Source organism: Flavobacterium pisciphilum (assembly GCF_020905345.1).
Classification (GTDB): Bacteria; Bacteroidota; Bacteroidia; order Flavobacteriales; family Flavobacteriaceae; genus Flavobacterium; species Flavobacterium pisciphilum.
Genome location: NZ_JAJJMO010000001.1, coordinates 1,876,017 through 1,894,381 on the forward strand (window position 1 = coordinate 1,876,017; position 18,365 = coordinate 1,894,381).

Below are 18,365 nucleotides of genomic sequence, written 5' to 3' on the forward strand. Positions count from 1 at the left end.
AGAATTTGTGCTTTATGATTTACTCTTTTAAAATTTGCTTAGTTAAACTTTATAGTACTAAAAACATCTGTTGGTGTATTTACCCATAGTTTTTCGACTTCTAATTGATGCAATTGTTCTTCTAAATCCCTTCTAATCTCATTATATGCTGGATCGTAAGCTAGATTAGTGATTTCTAATGGATCATTCACCAAATCATACAATTCGTATTGTCTGAAATAAGCAGTAGATGCATCGAAATAGTAATCATATTTCCACTTTTCAGTTCTAATACAACGAATACGATTGGCTGCTCTTACAATTGTCCAATTACTATTAGAACCTGCTTTTATATCATCATAAGTAAACAGTATACTATGCTGAACAGCTGTACCATTATCCATTATAGGTAACAAACTAGTTCCTGCTAGTCCAATAGGTGGATTTGACACATTAGCAATATCTAAAAACGTAGGCATAATATCTACTAATGTCGCCAATGCCATTGATTGTTTGATACTATGGTCTTTAAACAGAATAGGGTTTGAAATCACAAGCGGAACTCTTATCGCTTCTTCATATGCAACAAAAGTTTTTTGACGTAATCCTCCATGGGCTAATCCCATTTCTCCATGATCTGATGTCAAGGTAACAATTGCTGAATCTGCCAGCTTCTTTCCATTTTCATCTTCCTTATATAATTCTTTTATTAGATACCCAATTTCTGTATCAACATGACTCAACAAATGACCATAAAAATTAATATAGTTCAGCTTTTCTTCTGGTGTGGCTATTTCTCCTAAGCTTAAAGCCATATTAATTAAAATTTGTTCTTGTGCCATTGGTTTCTTATTCTCAAGTAAATTTTCATTAACTGTAGTTGGAAGCCCAATTTCTCTGCCCAACCAACTATCTGGATGATATCCTGAAGTAGCTGCCGATTTAGGATATGCCAAAACATCATGCGGATTAACAAGTGAAAGGACTAAGCAATATGGTTTATACTTACCAGCAGCTCTTTTTGCTTTTACTTCTCTCAAATACTGTATCGCTTCTGCTGTATATCTAGCATCATGATTTGCATAACCTCCACCAAAATTAAGTGGATTCACATCTTCACCGGCATCAGGAGCAATCCAGCCCATTGCGCCAAATAATGAGATATCGGCTGCTGTTAAACTTTCATAATTTGTCTTAGTACCATTTGGAGCGACTCCTTTGCTCATATGCCATTTCCCTCTGTATTGCACATCATATCCATCTGCCCAAAGTACATTCATAATATTTGGCAAAGTAGTATTCAATGTTGGCTCTTGTGGAGATAAAAGCCCACCCTCCGTTAGCGTTTGACTTACTCCATGTTTTGCGGGATAAGTCCCTGTAAATAATGTTGCCCTACTTGGAGAACACATACATGTATTACAAAATGCTCTATCAAAGCTAAATCCATTTTCTTTTAGAAACGTAAGGGTTGGGAGATTTTTCTCTTCCCAGCCTGGTGGAAAATGTTGGGTTGCACGTTGTTCATCTGTAATGATAAGGATGATGTCTGGCTGTCTGCCAATTTTTTGGTTAAGTTTTTCTTTTAAGTCCATTGCTTCTTGTTTAAATTATTAAATAATAAAATGCAATTACCTATGTGCCTGTATCAGCACATATCTATTTATCAATTTGGGATGATCTAAAAAATAGTGGTTTTGGAACTTTCTTAAAATTTAAGTAGATGTAGTTATATTATTGTGGTATTCATTTAGAAACTAAGTCAATTTAAAAAACTAATAGATGAGCAAATAAAACAATCATCTAATTGACTTTTTAAATCAATTTATTGGATGTAATTAAGAATAAAGTAACGATAATAAAGCAAACCCACACAACGTATAAACACCTGTTTTACAAATAAGTACATCTTTTAATATTCAACAATCATAATTTATTTACACAAAAAAACCAATCGTTCGATTGGTTTTTTTATTAGATCATTATTTAAATAGACTTATACTTAATTCTCATTCTTTTTTAAAATATGCTTGTCAATAATATACTGTGTTATAGGCTTTAGTGTTTTTTCTGTTTCTGGATGTAAGCCTGGCGCTGTAAAACATTCATAAGTACCATCAAAAGATTTACCATACCAAACACAAGGTTTACCCATTTTGAAAAAACTTGTAGTATCACAAACTTTAATCTTTTTGAAATTAGAAATTAGCCCTTTCTCCTTTTTAACTACAATAGGCCCCAATAATGACATAGCATTTGAAACCTTCTCACAAGGTACTTCTTCATAATGGTCCTTATTCCAAACCATACAATCGCTCTTATCGTAAAAATTCCAAACAATTAAACCCATCATCAGAACAAATAAACAAAAAGCCGAAACTAAATAAACAATCTTAGTCTTAGGTTTACCTCTAACTGTATCATTAGTTGAATTCACAACAAAAGATCGTGGTTGCAGCTTTTCAACAACATCAACCAATGATTCTTCATCTATCATGTCTTGACTAGGTCCTTCCGGGATAATATTAGTTTCCTTAATGGCTAACTCATTTCTTAAAAATTTGTTATACGGCCTCTTCTCAAAGTTGACTAAAATTGCTGCCAACTCAATTCTTCCACTATTATCAGAATCTTTCTCTCCAATCAAAAAAGAAATAATAGGTCGAAACTTAGCAATTTCAAATTTCTCAATAGCTCTTCTTAAATCCTCTCCCTCTTTAACATTTAAAAATACTCTAAGTGTATTTTCATCATTTACAGATAATGAATTATCAAAAAGAATCAAGCATAAATTACGCAATTGTGCTGGTGAAGGATTTAACAAAATACCTGTAGGTTCCTCCAATTTATAAGATTGGTATTTTGATTTTACAGCACTTTTATATCCTTCAAAAGTAATTTTACTCATAAGCATTTATCGGAATTATTAAACATTTTAAAGCACTCAACAGAATTACCAGCATTACTGGAATTCCACCTCAATGCCCCGCCAAAACTGACATTTCTTTGCCTCAGAATTAGTTACCGGTTTAATCTGCAGGTTAAAACAAATGTACAAAACTACTTCTTTAAAAAAGTGCGTGAATCCGTAAGACCGAGTTTATCCGGGAAGTATAAATAAAATCATACTGCTCTGTGCACTTCACTTCCCAAGAAAAAAATCTAACAAAGCAATCCACAAAATGTGGCTTGCAAATCAGCTAAAAAAATTTCGATTTCAAATCGAACAAGCTGGTCTATGTCTAAAATTTAAACCTAAAGAAGATGAAAAGAATTTTTATAGTAGCGTGTTTTATAGCAGCCAATTTGGCTTTCGTATCTTGTACAAATGATGATATCGAAGATACAATAAGTAAAAACAAAGTATCCGCAACCGATACTACTCCAGGCGATTCTGGAGGTGGTTCTAATGGTCAAACACCAATTCCTCCACCAAAATAATTCAATTACAAATCAACTAGAATATTGTAATTAATTTTCAGTATTTTCGGGAAATGAAACTTCAAAAAGTCCATTTCCCGATTTTTATTTTAGTCTTGATTCTAACAATCTCTTCTTGCAAAAAAGAATCTGATCTAATTGAGCCAAAAAAAAATAACACTGCATACAGCAATTATTTATCCATAGCTGACAAACATTTTGAAAATCAAATATATGACAGTGCATTTTATTATTACAACAAATCTAAACTGGCTTGTAATGCAAATGAAAATGAGAAAATAATCTACTCATTATTAAAAATGACCGTTATTCAGCAAATACAAGGTGACTATTTTGGTAGTGAAACTAGCGTAACGGAAGCCATCCCTTTTTTTACAAAAACAACAAATCATTATTACAAATGTGCTGTCTACAACAATCTAGGGATAAATTATGAAAGATTAAATGAATATGATGATGCTATTTACAATTACAATCAAGCCATTAAATTTGCTGAAGTAGAATTGCAAAAAGATATATTAAATAATAATATCGCTGTCGTTTACCAAGGAAAAAACAATCATAAAGAAGCTGAGAATATACTCTCCAATCTAAGTAAAAAGAAAAACATCTTAGATAATCCTGAAAATCATGCACGAATACTGGATAATTTAGGTTATTCTTATTTCAAAACTGGTAACCCAAAAGCACTAGAATGCATAAACAAATCAATAGAAATAAGAAAGAAGTTAAATGATGACTTCGGATTAACCACAAGTTATTTACATCTTGCTGAATTATATGCGGACTTAAATAATAATCTCGCAAATAAATATGCAAATTTAGCCTATCAAAAAGCAACCAAAGTCAATAATATTGATGACCGACTACATTCATTACAACTATTAATAAAAAAATCTGATGGTGAAAAATTAAAAAAAACAACTCTCCTTTATTTAAAAATAAACGATAGTATTATTAAAGCCAGACAGAAAGCTAAAAATCAATTTGCAAAAATAAAATACGATTCTAAACTGGATCGTGAAGAAAATTTAAAACTGAAAACACAAAAAGCAGAGAATGCATTGCAATTGGAAAAGGTTAAAAACAGAAACTTAACCTTATATATTATAATTGGACTGGTTTTAGGATCTATTTACTTTCTTTATTACTATTTAACAACAAAAGGGAGACGAGAAAAAACCGCAGCAATATATGAGTCTGAAACTAGAATTTCTAAAAAACTACATGATGAACTTGCCAATGATGTATATCACACCATTGTTTTAGCAGAGACTAAAGATCTATCCACATCTGAAAACAAAGAAATTCTCCTTTCAAATTTAGATACTATATACACTGGAACCAGAAACATTTCAAGACAGAACAGTACTATCGATACTGGAGAAAACTTCGAAAATGAATTAAAAGAAATACTATCTAGTTATAATGGCGATAAAACTAACGTAATTATAAAAAATAATAATGACATTAATTGGTCAAAAATTCAATCTGAAAAGAAAATTGCAATTTACCGTGTCTTACAAGAATTACTTGTCAATATGAAAAAACACAGCCAATGTACTTTTGTTGTTATTGGTTTTGACGAAAATGAGAAACAAATACAAATACAATATTCTGACAATGGAATTGGTTTTAGTAAGAAAATGAATTTAAAAAATGGTCTCAAAAATGTGGAAAACCGTATTCACAACATAAAAGGAACTATTACTTTTGAGTCAGAGCCTAATAAAGGATTAAAAGTAAAAATTTCATTTCCAAAATAATTCAAGTAATATGTTTACAAAAGTTTTAATAGCAGAAGATATAGATTTTAATGATATAGCAGTTGTACAAGTCCTTCGAGAACTAAGTGTACCCGAAATAGATTATGCTAAATATTGTGATGATGCCTTACTTAAAATGAAAAAAGCTCACTTTGATAATAATCCTTATCAATTATTAATTACTGATTTGTCTTTTAAACCAGACCACAGAGTAAATAACTTAAAATCTGGCGAAGAACTTATCGCTGCTGTAAAAGAATTATTTCCAGAAATAAAAATAATTGCATTTTCTATTGAAGATAAATCCTACCGTATAAAATCTTTGTTTGACAAATTTAATATCAATGGCTTTGTAATGAAAGGACGCAATAGCATTTCTGAATTAAAAAAAGCCGTACAAAATGCTTTTAATTCTGACGAAAAATACCTTTCACAGGAATTAAACTATATTCTACGTGACAAAACTGCAAATGAAATAGACAATTATGACATTCAACTTATCAAATATCTGTCTATAGGTATATCTCAGGAAAATATGGAGAGTAAGTTTAAAGAAATGGGAATCACTCCTAACAGCAAAAGCACAATCGAAAAACGCCTTAACAAGCTTAAGATTTACTTCAAAGCCAATAATCCAACTCATCTTGTAGCAATTGCTAAAGACTTAGGTTTAGTATAACCCCTTTTAAATAGTATGTTTTACGCCTTACGGATTTCCGTAAGGATACTTTATTGCATAGTTATAAGTTTGACAAACCAAATCTTATCGCATGAAAAGTAATTATTTTATACTATTATTAAAAAAATACTTCGCAAAGGGCATCTCTCCAAAAAACAAAATTGTACTTAAAACAATAATACTTTGTTTCCTTCTCTCTTATGGAATAACTATGTTAGGTACTATATCAGGATGTATTGAACTAGACTGGAAATTACTGTTTATTCCAGCAATAACAATTTTTCAAATTGTATTACTAATTCTTGCTGTTAAAGATAGATACAAAAAAGCATAACCAGCTCAAACAGACTATCAGCATCCATAGAATTGTTTTAAAATACTTATTCAATCCTAGATTACTACCAAATATTTTTTCTCTACTATAATATTATCAATAAAATGAAAAATATCTCTACTAAATTTAAAGTTCTAATCTGTAGTCTTTCTTTTGGATTCTTAGGATGCAAAAACGAACAACCTAAGGTAGAAATAAATAAACCTCAACCATTTTATAAAGCAGCTATTACTCCAGATGATGTAAAATCTATCACTCCAGAGGAAGCAAAAACCTACCATAAAGACATAAATTACCAATATGAATATCGTACTGGTATATCTGGAAGTTATGAGTACACCTATGATGTAAGCGGTTATGATCAAGATGGAAATCTAGTTTCTGGGATTATAAACATTGAGAAAAAATATGGCGCAGGAGTAATTATAAATAATAATGATGAGGAAATTAATATAAAAGCTGAATGGATTAATTATGGAAGATTAAAAGCTATAGATGAAAACGGAAATGAATACAATCTTGTAGTAGATTAATTTGAATTAACGCTAAATCAAAAAATATGAAATTTATTATATCTATTTTTTTCATTACACTAACGTCATTTAATTTCGTAGAAACCAACGTTTATATTTGTGGTTTACGTGGTGCAAAAAAATATCATTATAACGAATCTTGTCGAGGCTTAGTCGCTTGCAAAAGTCAAACCACAAAAGTTAGTTTAAAACAAGCACAAGGATATGGCTTAACACTTTGTGGCTGGGAAGACTAAATAACTCTAGGATAATCTTTATATTTGAAAATTAATGCTTACAAATGAAAATCCAGTTTACTGCCCTATTTCTTCTACTAACAACATTCCTATACGCACAAACTAAAATCCTTTCTTGGAATATTGAAAATTTTGGCAAATCTAAATCAGACCAAGAAATTAGCACTATTGCCAACACAGTCAAAAATCATGATATTATTGCAATTCAAGAAGTTGTAGCAGGCCATGGAGGCTCACAAGCAGTAGCTAGACTAGCAGATGAACTAAATCGAAAAGGGGCTAAATGGGATTATTCTATCAGTAATCCCACAAGTAGTAGTGCATACAAAACGGAACGATATGCTTTTATCTGGAAAACTAATAAGGTAAAACTAAAAGGAAAGCCTTGGCTTGAAAAGCAATATGAGAAACAAATAGATCGTGAACCTTACTTTGCTACTTTCGAGAAGGATGGCAAAAACTTCACGATTGTAAGCTTCCATGCCATTACAAAAAGTAAACAACCTGAAACTGAAATTAAACATTTCAAATTTTTACCTCAACAATATCCTAATCTAAATTTGATTTTTGTAGGCGACTTTAACTGTCCTCAATCACATACTGTTTTTAATCCATTGAAGAAGATTGGATATGTACCCATTTTAGAAAATCAAAAAACTTCTTTGAAACAAAAATGCGTTAATAACCAATGTTTAGCCTCAGAATTTGATAATATTTTTTATCATTCATCAAAACTGGAAATAATAAACAAAGGAATAATTCATTTCTACAAAGATTTTGATTCTTTGAAAGAAGCAAGAAAAGTATCTGATCACATTCCGATATGGATGGAGTTTTCTTTAAACTAAATTAAGTCTTAAGTTTTTTCTTTTTTGCAGCAGGAAATAAAACATTATTAAGAATTAAGCGGTATCCAGGTGAATTTGGATGTAAATCTAAAACTGTTGGTGGATCTCCTACTTTATGCTGATAATCTTCGGGATCATGACCTCCAAAAAAAGTAAACATTCCTTTCCCTTTTTCTCCATGAATATATCGTACCTCGCCATTAATCTCACATGTTCCCATAACTAAAGCACTCGATTTGACAAAAGCAGCATCAAATGATGTTGTTTGCCCCATAAATCCTTTTACTAACTGTGTATGATTTTGACACAACATACTAGGAATTGGATCCCATTTTGCCGAAAATTCCATTAAAGTAAAATAATCTTTTTCCATTGAAACACGTCTTTTGGGAGTCATGTCTATATCTGAGAATTCATATACTTCAGGTTTACGCTCTAAAGTAAAATCTCTAAAAGCAAATGAATTAGCATAATTAAGTTTCGATTGGTAGTTTGGTTCACTCGCATCTCCATCAAACATTGCTTCACAAATATCGACACCATCCGCAGCTAAGGCTATATCAAAGCTATCTGTTGCTGAACACATTGCAAACATAAACCCTCCTCCAATAACAAAATCTCTAATTTTTTTAGCAACAGCTCCTTTTTCTTTTGATACTTTATCATATCCTAATTTCGCAGCTAATTCCTCTGTATTTTTCTTTTGCTCTATATACCACGGTGTATTTTTATAAGCAGCATAAAATTTGCCATATTGTCCAGTAAAATCTTCGTGGTGCAAATGCAGCCAATCATATAATAACAATTGGTCACTTAATACTTCTTCATCATAAATAGGTGTAAAAGGTATTTCTGCATATGTCAAAACCAGTGTTACCGCATCATCCCATGGTTGCTTCCCTTTTGGTGTATAAACTGCTATCTTGGGAGCTTTCTCCAGAATAACAGTTTCCATATTCTGAGAAGGACTTGAAATTTCATTCAAAATAGAATTTTCTTCGCTATCTGACAGTACTTCAAAACTAACGCCACGGATTTTACATTCTTTTCGAATCTCTTCAGCATCTGGTAATAAGAATGAACCTCCTCTATAATTAAGTAGCCAACTAGCTTTGTAGTTTTTACTTAAACACCAATACGTTATCCCATAAGCTTTTAAATGATTTTGCTGCGTTGTTTCATCCATAGGAAGTAAAATATACGAAGCCCTGCCATTGAACGATAATAAAAAGAAGAAAACACAAGCAATATAATATTTCATTTTAAATCTATTTTATTTTAATCTTACCTAATACTAGATTGTACTAATTATCTTCTTTTTTATAAAAAACACGTAAAAACACGCATAAATGTATGATTAAGTCTACCTAAATTTGTTTTTCTATAAAAACTATTTACAAATTAACTATGAAAAATCAAATAATGGAACTTAATGATAATAAATCTAAACATACAAATTTATTTCGAAAGATAGGCATCTGTTTACTAGTACTAACTGTTATACTATACTATGTTTTATCTATTCAATTTTTAGCAAGTAGCGAAATTAATTAAGATTATCAATTAGCAAGAGCTGCGATTTTATTTTGAATTGCATAAACAACCAAACCTGCTGTATTTCTAGATTCCGTTTTTAATAATAAATTATTACGATGTCCTTCTACAGTTCTAGGACTAATAAAAAGTTCTTCTGCTATTTCAGCTGTACTTTTTTGCAAGCAGATTAATCGTAGTACTTCGATTTCACGAGCTGAAAGAAAATTAGTATCTAAATTGCACCTAGTATTTTTACCAGCTTTTGCTATTTCTTGAATAATTTTAAGCACGTTTTCATTATAATAATACCCTTTGGTACTCACTTCATTAATTGTAAAGATTAAATCTCTTGGTGTTGCATTCTTTATTAGATAAGAAACAGCACCTACTTGTAACATATTTGCAACAAAAGATTTGGTATCATAACTTGTCAAAGCAATAATTTTTATCTCAGGGAATTTTTTATGAATAATTTTGGTAGCTTCTACTCCATTTAAAATTGGCATCTTTAAATCGATAATAATAATATCTGGTTGACTAGATGACTTATTGAGATAAGTTATCAATTCGCTCCCATTTGATGCCTCATAAACAACCTCCAAATTTTCTTCTCGTTCCAATAAAAAGATAATTCCTTTGCGGAATAAAACTTCATCATCAACTAAAATTATTTTTATGGGGGTTTTCATTTTGTCAAAGTTTCACTAGTTAACTTGCTTATTTTTAATAAATTAGATATATAAAAACAAAAAAAAAGCTATTTATCCTACGAAAATACAAAAAATGTAAACTTAAACAATAACTTTTTAGTTCTAAAAAGTAAAAACAATTGAAACGCCTTTATTTATAGCTGAATTTACGTACAAAGTTCCGTTTAAAAAAGAGATTCTACTTTCTATGTTCTTCATTCCAAGCCCTTTTAGATTATCAGCATTATCGTTATCAAAACCAATTCCGTTATCAGAATATGCCCCTGTATTTATTCCATTTTTATCTTCAAAAGAAATTGAAATCTGCGTGGCCTTTCCGTGCCGCAATGAATTATTCATCAATTCTTGTAAAATTCTAAAAACATGTAAATGTTTGTCTTTATATTTTTCATCAAATTGAATTGTATTTTGATAATCTACCTTTACAGATTTACTGCTTTCAAACTCTAAACATAACTCTTCTATACCTGCATGCAAGCCAAATTTTTCTAAAACTGGAGGAAATAAACCATGAGCAATTTTTCTAGAATTATCCAGAGCTTTAGCAGTTAAATCTATAATATTCCCTGTAATCTCTATTACTTCTTTTTCTGTTAGATTTGAAGCTCTTAATAGATAACTATTTAATGAAACAACATTAAGCTTAGAACTAATATCATCATGTAAATCTTGTGCAATCCGCTTACGTTCTTCTTCTTGTGTTATAATAACTGCTTGAACCTGTTCCTTTTGATATTGAATTTCTAAATCTTTTTTTTCTAATTGTTCTTTTATAATTTTCTTTCTTGAGAAATAAAAAAATAATACAAAAACAACTCCCATTAGTATGAATGACAAACATCCAAATATAATTGCAGCCACAATCTCACTTTCTGGAATTAGATTGAAATTCATAAACATCGTGGTTTTCTCTTATTAGTATATGCAAATTTACGAATAAATACATCGCATTTAATCTGAAACTTGATAGTAGTAAAATAAAAAAATCTCTGCCGAAATTGTTATTTTGACAAAGATTTTTTATTTGTATACCTAATTTACAAAATATAGAGTTATACCTTGTTTATATTATCTTAGATAATTTCTAGCATTACTCTAATTTGAAAAACATCATCTTATGCTATTATCATATTATGAATAGAATAAATTAATTCAGAGAATTAGTCTCCTTCTTTTTAAAGAAACTTTTTCTCCATTCAATTAAGATAAATAATTGAAAGACTATATATAAAATATAATTTATGCGAGAAGGTACTTTGTAATATTTTGAACTTAACATTACTGATAAATTACCTACCAAAAATAAAATTGTGCTTCCAAACAAATACAATATAACGCCTATGTTAATATAATAAAAGACTTTTTTACCATTCAACATATTATAAAAATGGAATGTAGCGTAAATTATTAATAAAAAAGAAGTAATGAATATTTCATATAAATTGAATTCAAAAAATAAATCTGGTCTAATACTATATTGAATTACTAAACTCAATAATGCCAAAACAAGTGTGATTTTAATTACCTTTTTTTGAAATTTATCTGCTATCAAATTAAAATAAAAAAGACCAAGCATAAGAAACTGCCCAATAAAATAAAAATGTGACAAAAACAGGTTGTTAACACCTAGCTTCCTTAAAACAAGCGTAATTATCTGGATGCATACAATTAAAAAAAGATACACTGTAAATATCACATAACATTTTTGTTTCTTAGAAAGACCAATTGCAAATACAATAAAATTAATTAGCAAAAGGAAATATCCAAAATTAACAAGAAATGAATACATAAATTACAGATCATTAAGTGGACTAGCTGGATCTCCTTGAGGAGGACATGGCTGACTAAAGTCATATATAGCTGGTGATCCCTCTTCGCCGTATGCCCCTTTAAGATTAGTCCCTTTAGGTAACATATCTTCGTAAATACCTGTTTTTTCGTTATATTTAGTTCCAACAATCATTAATGTTTGTTCCCCAGCATCATTTATTCCGATGTAAGCTCGTGCAGCATCAATTCCTTGCTTTAAAACCAATTCTAAATTTACTTTAGGAATTAAATAAGCGCGTACTTTATTCTTCGAATCAGCTTCATTTTTTGGGTCTCTCCATTTTTTTGTCCATTTTTCAGCTGTTTCTAATGAGATCTCTGTGTCTCTCTCTCTTAATTTGTTGTTCTCTGACATAATTTAATTTTTAAAAAAATTTAGTTAAAATTTAACTCTAGGGTTGTTAATATTTTATGCTAAACTACTGTTTTTTTATTCTTTTAACAAAATAATAAACTTTAAAAAAGCTTAAATCCCAAAAAGTTAAAAAAAACATATTTTTAACTTTTTATTAACAATATTAATGTTATTAAAAACATAATTTTATGATACTAAACTTATAATCTATTACATACCTGATTGACAAATAACAAGTTACTACGTTTACTATAAAACACGTATTTATACGTGTATCCATATTTTCATTATAATCTAATTTTGAATTTAACTAATTAAACTAAAAAACTATGTCTACAGAACCATTTGTCGGAGAAATTAAGATTTTAGCATTCAATTTTGCTCCTAGAGGCTACATGACCTGCCAAGGTCAGATTATTGGTATCCAACAAAACACAGCACTATTCTCTCTCATAGGCACTTACTATGGTGGAAATGGTCAAACAACATTTGCACTTCCTAATTTACAAGGCCGCATGCCCATTGGACAAGGACAAAGCTCTTTAGGAGCAAGTTTCGTAATGGGTCAAGCCTTAGGAACAACGTCTGTTTCAATATTAACAGCAAACATGCCAGCACACGTTCACACTTTAAATGGTGTATCTGTAAAAATTAAGGCTTCAACAGCCAATGCAGATGAAACGTCGCCAAATGGTAATTTTCCAGCAGTTTCTCAAAACCCAAGTTATTCTGGAAATGGAGCCACTAATAATATTTATAGTGGCGGAACTGCAATTACAGGAACTACAGATATAACAGGATCAGGTATACCAATTGATGTGTCCAATCCTTATTTAACAATAAATTTCTCAATTGCTACACAAGGAATTTTCCCAAGTAGAAACTAATATAAAGAGGAAATTTTCTATATGAAGATTTCCTCTTTTACTATTTAAGATATATGCAAACTATAGGAATTTTGCTAGCACGATCTAACTACTATCAAACCATAGGTTTTGATTTATATGAGGGTCTTCGCTCTGGATTAAAACATTTAGGGCAAAATGAAATTAAAATCGTCACTGAGAATATAGGGTTTGGAACTGATAAACAACAATGTTATCGTAGTGCCGAAAAGCTTTTACTAGAAGAAAATGCATCAATTATAATTGCATACATAGGGCATCGCACGGCACAACTATTACGTCCTCTTTTTCTTGCTGCTAATAAAATATTGATTGTTTTAGATGCAGGAGCAAATATGCCAAATGAATGGCCAGCCTGTCCAAATATTTTTTATCATTCCCTGCATAATGCTTTAGGAACGTCGCTTGCTGCTAAAGAAGCAACAAATGATGGTTATAAAAATGCTGGTATGGTAACAGGCTATTATGATGGTGGATATTTACATACCTGTAGTATTAAAACATTTCAAGATACTGGGGGAGCAATCTTGTTTAATCATGCAACGGGTTACCAAACTGATGATTTTACGATGGAACCCTTAAAAGAACATTTAAGTAATTACCCTGATAGTGCATTATTAAGCATCTTTAGTGGAGACTATATTGAATGGTATTTTGAACATATCAAAAAGATTTTTGAGGGAGAAAATTTGCCCGTTTATTTACCTCCATTTGGTTTAGAAGAAACGATGTTAAGCAATTCAATTTATCCTGGTAAAAATGTAAAAGGGATTGCAGCTTGGTCAAAAAAAATAAAAACGCCAGAAAATCAACTATTTGTTGAAACAATAAGTGAATTAGGCAGAACACCTAATCTCTTCTCCTTGCTAAGTTGGGAAAGTGCAACTATTGTCTTAAAAACATTAGAGCTAATTAAAAAACATAAAAACAATATAACAAATATTGCTAAAGACCTTCACTCGTTCACATTTACGAGTCCAAGAGGTCTAATTTATTTTGATTCAAATACTAATACATCTATCTCCCCTTTATATAAAGTAACTGTTATTTCAAATGCTGATGGCAAATGTGAATTACAACTAGAAGGAGAAGTAATAGAGGTAAACGAATATTATAAAAAGCTAACAAACCAAGACTTGAATCAGGCTACTTCTGCTTGGCACAACAGTTATGTCTGTATCTAATTTATGGAAACACAGAAAAAAATAATGGTCTTATGTGGCGGAAAGTTCGCCTTTAAAACATTGCAATTACTAGCATATGAAAACTTCATATGTGCAATCGGCATCGGAAAAAGTAATAACACAATAATAGATGCTATAGAACGAGAATCAGAAGAGAATAATTTAGCCTTTAAATCATTTCCTAATAAAAAAAGTATCGATGAGATGAGGGGGTGGATTGACATGATTAAACCTGACTATATATTCTCCATCACATTTCCTTATCTTATACCTGAATCTGTTTTATCATATGGAGATAACAAATTCATAAATTTCCACCCTGGTCCTTTACCACAATATCGTGGTTCAATGCCAATTTTTGAAGTGTTAAAAAATCAAGAAACTGAGACAGCAATCTGTGCTCATTTCATGAATGAAAAATTTGACGAAGGGAACATCATCTTCAATGACTCAATAAAAATTGAAGAAAATGACACATACGGAAGTCTCGCATTAAGGCTAAGCGATTACATGCCGCAAATTGCATTAAACATGGCAAATATGCTACAATTTGCCAGTAATATTCCCAATCAGTCTCAAGATGTATCACTTGCTTATTATCATGAAAAACCGGAACTAACTGATACTTATATTAATTGGAAGCGCATGACTGCTGAAGAGATTATCAGCTTAATAAATGCATGCAATCCATGGAATTCAGGTGCTGACGCTACTTTAATGGATGAACAAGTTAAAATAATTGTAGCAACATTATTAGATAGACCTCATGAATACCAGCCTGGAACAATTATTTCTATAAAAAAAACTGTCAATATAGCATGTCAAGACAATAAACAAATTGCAATAGAAATACTTAGTACTGACGAAGGTATCATGACAGCTAAGCAATATAAATTATCAAAACCTTTAATAATAAATCAATTTAACTAATTACCCCCTCTATTAATTTAAAACTACAAAATTATGAAAAAGAACTTTACTTTTATTTTTGCGATAATGCTTTGCCTTTTTTATACAAAGGGCAATGCTCAGACGCAATTTTGGTCCGATACTTTTGAAGATACGGGCGCTCCAAGTGCTGGACTAAGAGTCCCATCTGTTGCAGAGTTTTCTAATGGATCACCAGCATTTAGCTATTTTTTTAGAACATTACCAGGAAATATAATACTCCAGGCTGGTCCATACAGTAATATTCAAGGGTCTAAAATATGGGCAGCAGAAGATATTGACAAAGGCTCTACAGGTGTAAATAATTCAATAAGTCCAAATCAACAAGTTACATGGACTGCAATTAATATTGCAGGGAAAAGTGGGCTATCCTTTAAAGGAATTTTTGCTGCAAACAATCTAAATGCAGGCTGGAACGGTACTAGCTTTGCACCAAATCAAGATTTTCTTGCTATTGAATATCGAATCGATGGAGGTTTATGGACAAAAATTATTGCATTCTATGCTGGTTCAACTACAACAACAAATGCTTTGTCTCTAGACACCAATGGAGATTTAATAGGGGATGGAGCTTCTTTAGGATATGCCTTTAGTGAATTTTCTGCAAACATTACTGGTACAGGAACTCTATTAGAAATTAGATTAAATTGTTCTGCTAATGGTTCCGATTCACAAGAATTTGCCGTGGATGACTTTCGTTTATTTGAAACACCTGCTTGTACTGCACCTGTAGTTACAACTAACCCGCCAAATAGATCAATCTGTAACAACAGCAATACAACTTTTACTGTAGCAGCAACTGGAGCAACAGCTTATAAATGGCAGGTTGATCAAACTGGACTAGGAACTTATAGTGATATTGCAAATGGAGGAATTTATTCAGGAGCAACTACAACTACATTAACTATAACTGGAGCAACAGGAACAATGACAGGATACAGATATAGAGCTGTAGCAATTAATGGAGTTCCTACTTGTTTTACAAATTCAAATTATGGTACATTAAATGTTTCTAATATAACTATTTTAGGCACTCAAGACAATATTATTTGTGCTGGTAGCCTTACAGGTAGTGCTTCTGTCATTGCTAGTGGAGGGATTGGCACCTACACTTACAGCTGGTCACCTTCTGGCGGAACAGGGGCAATTGCATCAAATCTAGGCGTAGGAACATACACAGTTACTGTGACGGATGGCATAGCATGTACCGCTACAAAAGTTTTCAATATTATTGAAACTGGAACACCAATTACAATTACTCCATCACATACAAATGTATCTTGCTTTAATGGAGCTAATGGAACCGCAACGGCAACTGTTACTGGAGGAACTGGCGTGGGCACATATAGCTATTCTTGGGCACCTTCAGGAGGAACAGCAGCTACAGCAGCTGGTCTTACAGTTGGACCTTATACTGTAACTGTAACCGATGGAAATGGTTGCTCTAAACAACAAGTATTTAATATTACTGCTCCATCTGCTATTATAACATCAATTGTTGGACAAACAAACGTATCATGTAATGGTGGTTCTAATGGATCAGCTACTGTAGGTGCAACTGGTGGTACCGGACCTGGTACATATACCTATTCTTGGGCACCTTCAGGTGGAACGGCTGCAACAGCATCGGGACTTACAGAAGGAACTTATACCGTAACTGTAACCGATGCAAATATTTGTTCCACAACTCAAGAATTCATTATTACCCAACCAAATGCTATTGTAGCATCAATTGCCGGACAAACAAACGTATCTTGTAATGGTGGTTCTAATGGATCTGCTACTGTAAGTGCAACTGGTGGTGCAGGTGGATATACCTATTCTTGGTCACCTTCAGGTGGAAATGCTGCAACAGCATCAGGACTTACAGAAGGAACTTATACCGTAACTGTAACCGATGCAAATACTTGTTCCACAACTCAAGAATTCATTATTACCGAACCAATTGCAAGTATCTTAAGTATTACTCGTTCAAACAATACATTAACAGCCGATCAAGCTGGTGCAACTTACCAATGGTTTACTTGTCCTGGTACTGATATTGCTGGAGAAATTAGTCAATCATTTACACCTACGGCTAATGGTTCTTATGGTGTTGCTATAACATTAAATGGCTGTACTGTTCTTGCTCCATGCGTTAATGTAACTAACTTAGCAACAAAGGATTTTGAAGAAAAATCTAAATTCATGATTTATCCAAATCCAAGTCAAGGCATCATAAACATAAAATCAGAACTTGATACTGATTTAAATATTATCAATCAATCAGGGCAAATTGTGAAAACAGTTAAAGTTACTGCTGATAATATTAACACAATTCATATTGAAAACTTAAGTGACGGTATATACTTTATTCGAGATACGAAAGGTAATAAACCATTTACCCACAAATTAGTACTTAAAAAATAATCTACTTATGGGGGATATTAAATATCCCCCATATATTTATTACCCCTTACTATAAGAGGGTACAAATCATTGTGAATCAATCTCGTTAACAAAAAAAACAAACCACATGGAAAGAAGATTATTTGTAAAAAAAACAGGTCTATTAACTACTGGCATTTTAGTTTTATCAACTGATTCTATCTTAGCGACAACTACTCAAAAAGATGTTACTAATCTGGATTTGACACCAGTACTAACCACAGGTAAAAACATAATAATTAAAGGTTTAGTTTTAGATGCAAGAACAAATCTTCCAATAAATACAGATATAAATATCAGTACAAAAAGGAATCGTTTCTACTCTAAAAATCATTTACTAACTGCATTAAATGGAATTTATTCGATTCATACAGGCTTTTCAAATTCTGAAAAAGTATCCGAAAAAATGAATTTTAAAATAAATGTAGATGGTTACAAACCCTATAATGGAAACCTTTATATAACAAAAAGCGGATGTAATATTCATAGTGATCAATGGCAATACAATCCTGATTTTAAATCAGAAAATCGTCCCATTAATAATGAACAAACAAATACTTTTGTTTCTACATTTAATTTTTACTTAGTAAAAGCATCTTAAAATAGTTTTATTAATTCACATAAAAAAAGGAGAAATTATCAATTGATAGTTTC

General features: G+C 31.3%; 17 protein-coding genes. 11 read left to right on the plus strand and 6 right to left on the minus strand.

Annotated features, from left to right (window positions below; all coding sequences use genetic code 11):
* Positions 1 to 38: 38 nt before the first annotated feature.
* Positions 39 to 1,574 carry a sulfatase family protein gene (locus LNQ49_RS07545; protein ID WP_229988054.1) on the minus strand — a complete coding sequence of 512 codons (1,536 nt, stop codon included), beginning with the start codon at positions 1,572 to 1,574 and terminating at the stop codon, positions 39 to 41.
* 407 nt (positions 1,575 to 1,981) lie between these two features.
* Positions 1,982 to 2,887: a hypothetical protein gene (locus tag LNQ49_RS07550; RefSeq protein ID WP_229988055.1), complete on the minus strand. Its 906-nt coding sequence runs from the start codon at positions 2,885 to 2,887 to the stop codon at positions 1,982 to 1,984.
* Positions 2,888 to 3,243: 356 nt separating this feature from the next.
* On the opposite strand from LNQ49_RS07550, the gene LNQ49_RS07555 reads away from it, so the two are divergent.
* The 6 genes from LNQ49_RS07555 to LNQ49_RS07580 all read left to right on the plus strand — a co-directional run bounded on the left by LNQ49_RS07555 (position 3,244) and on the right by LNQ49_RS07580 (position 7,816).
* Positions 3,244 to 3,420 carry a hypothetical protein gene (locus LNQ49_RS07555; RefSeq protein ID WP_229988056.1) on the plus strand — a complete coding sequence of 59 codons (177 nt, stop codon included), beginning with the start codon at positions 3,244 to 3,246 and terminating at the stop codon, positions 3,418 to 3,420.
* A 53-nt stretch (positions 3,421 to 3,473) separates the two neighbouring features.
* A complete protein-coding gene (locus tag LNQ49_RS07560; RefSeq protein WP_229988057.1) occupies positions 3,474 to 5,186 on the plus strand; it encodes a tetratricopeptide repeat-containing sensor histidine kinase in 1,713 nt (570 codons plus the stop codon).
* Positions 5,187 to 5,196: 10 nt separating this feature from the next.
* On the plus strand, positions 5,197 to 5,865 hold the full coding sequence (locus LNQ49_RS07565; RefSeq protein WP_229988058.1) for a response regulator transcription factor: 669 nt from the start codon (positions 5,197 to 5,199) through the stop codon (positions 5,863 to 5,865).
* A gap of 438 nt (positions 5,866 to 6,303) precedes the next feature.
* Positions 6,304 to 6,732 (plus strand): hypothetical protein, encoded by a 429-nt coding sequence (locus LNQ49_RS07570; RefSeq protein WP_229988059.1) that lies wholly within the window; start codon positions 6,304 to 6,306, stop codon positions 6,730 to 6,732.
* Positions 6,733 to 6,758: 26 nt separating this feature from the next.
* A complete protein-coding gene (locus LNQ49_RS07575; protein WP_229988060.1) occupies positions 6,759 to 6,968 on the plus strand; it encodes a hypothetical protein in 210 nt (69 codons plus the stop codon).
* Positions 6,969 to 7,012: 44 nt separating this feature from the next.
* Positions 7,013 to 7,816 carry an endonuclease/exonuclease/phosphatase family protein gene (locus LNQ49_RS07580; RefSeq protein WP_229988061.1) on the plus strand — a complete coding sequence of 268 codons (804 nt, stop codon included), beginning with the start codon at positions 7,013 to 7,015 and terminating at the stop codon, positions 7,814 to 7,816.
* Between the two features lies 1 nt (position 7,817).
* Here LNQ49_RS07580 and LNQ49_RS07585 read toward each other — a convergent pair whose 3' ends face one another.
* The 4 genes from LNQ49_RS07585 to LNQ49_RS07600 all read right to left on the minus strand — a co-directional run bounded on the left by LNQ49_RS07585 (position 7,818) and on the right by LNQ49_RS07600 (position 12,247).
* Positions 7,818 to 9,077: an asparagine synthetase B gene (locus tag LNQ49_RS07585; RefSeq protein WP_229988062.1), complete on the minus strand. Its 1,260-nt coding sequence runs from the start codon at positions 9,075 to 9,077 to the stop codon at positions 7,818 to 7,820.
* A gap of 298 nt (positions 9,078 to 9,375) precedes the next feature.
* Positions 9,376 to 10,041: a response regulator transcription factor gene (locus LNQ49_RS07590; RefSeq protein ID WP_229988063.1), complete on the minus strand. Its 666-nt coding sequence runs from the start codon at positions 10,039 to 10,041 to the stop codon at positions 9,376 to 9,378.
* Positions 10,042 to 10,164: 123 nt separating this feature from the next.
* Positions 10,165 to 10,956 (minus strand): sensor histidine kinase, encoded by a 792-nt coding sequence (locus LNQ49_RS07595; RefSeq protein ID WP_229988064.1) that lies wholly within the window; start codon positions 10,954 to 10,956, stop codon positions 10,165 to 10,167.
* Positions 10,957 to 11,854: 898 nt separating this feature from the next.
* On the minus strand, positions 11,855 to 12,247 hold the full coding sequence (locus LNQ49_RS07600) for a hypothetical protein (protein ID WP_229988065.1): 393 nt from the start codon (positions 12,245 to 12,247) through the stop codon (positions 11,855 to 11,857).
* 329 nt (positions 12,248 to 12,576) lie between these two features.
* Here LNQ49_RS07600 and LNQ49_RS07605 point away from each other — a divergent pair, with 329 nt between their 5' ends.
* The 5 genes from LNQ49_RS07605 (at position 12,577) to LNQ49_RS07625 (ending at position 18,312) form a co-directional block, all read left to right on the plus strand.
* Complete coding sequence (locus tag LNQ49_RS07605; RefSeq protein WP_229988066.1) at positions 12,577 to 13,134, plus strand: phage tail protein; 558 nt, start codon at positions 12,577 to 12,579, stop codon at positions 13,132 to 13,134.
* Positions 13,135 to 13,187: 53 nt separating this feature from the next.
* Positions 13,188 to 14,336 (plus strand): ABC transporter substrate-binding protein, encoded by a 1,149-nt coding sequence (locus LNQ49_RS07610; protein WP_229988067.1) that lies wholly within the window; start codon positions 13,188 to 13,190, stop codon positions 14,334 to 14,336.
* Between the two features lie 24 nt (positions 14,337 to 14,360).
* Positions 14,361 to 15,266 (plus strand): methionyl-tRNA formyltransferase, encoded by a 906-nt coding sequence (locus LNQ49_RS07615; RefSeq protein WP_229988068.1) that lies wholly within the window; start codon positions 14,361 to 14,363, stop codon positions 15,264 to 15,266.
* Positions 15,267 to 15,299: 33 nt separating this feature from the next.
* Positions 15,300 to 17,693, plus strand: a complete 2,394-nt coding sequence (locus tag LNQ49_RS07620; protein ID WP_229988069.1) for a T9SS type A sorting domain-containing protein — start codon at positions 15,300 to 15,302, stop codon at positions 17,691 to 17,693.
* 106 nt (positions 17,694 to 17,799) lie between these two features.
* Positions 17,800 to 18,312 (plus strand): hypothetical protein, encoded by a 513-nt coding sequence (locus LNQ49_RS07625; RefSeq protein ID WP_229988070.1) that lies wholly within the window; start codon positions 17,800 to 17,802, stop codon positions 18,310 to 18,312.
* Positions 18,313 to 18,365 lie beyond the last annotated feature (53 nt).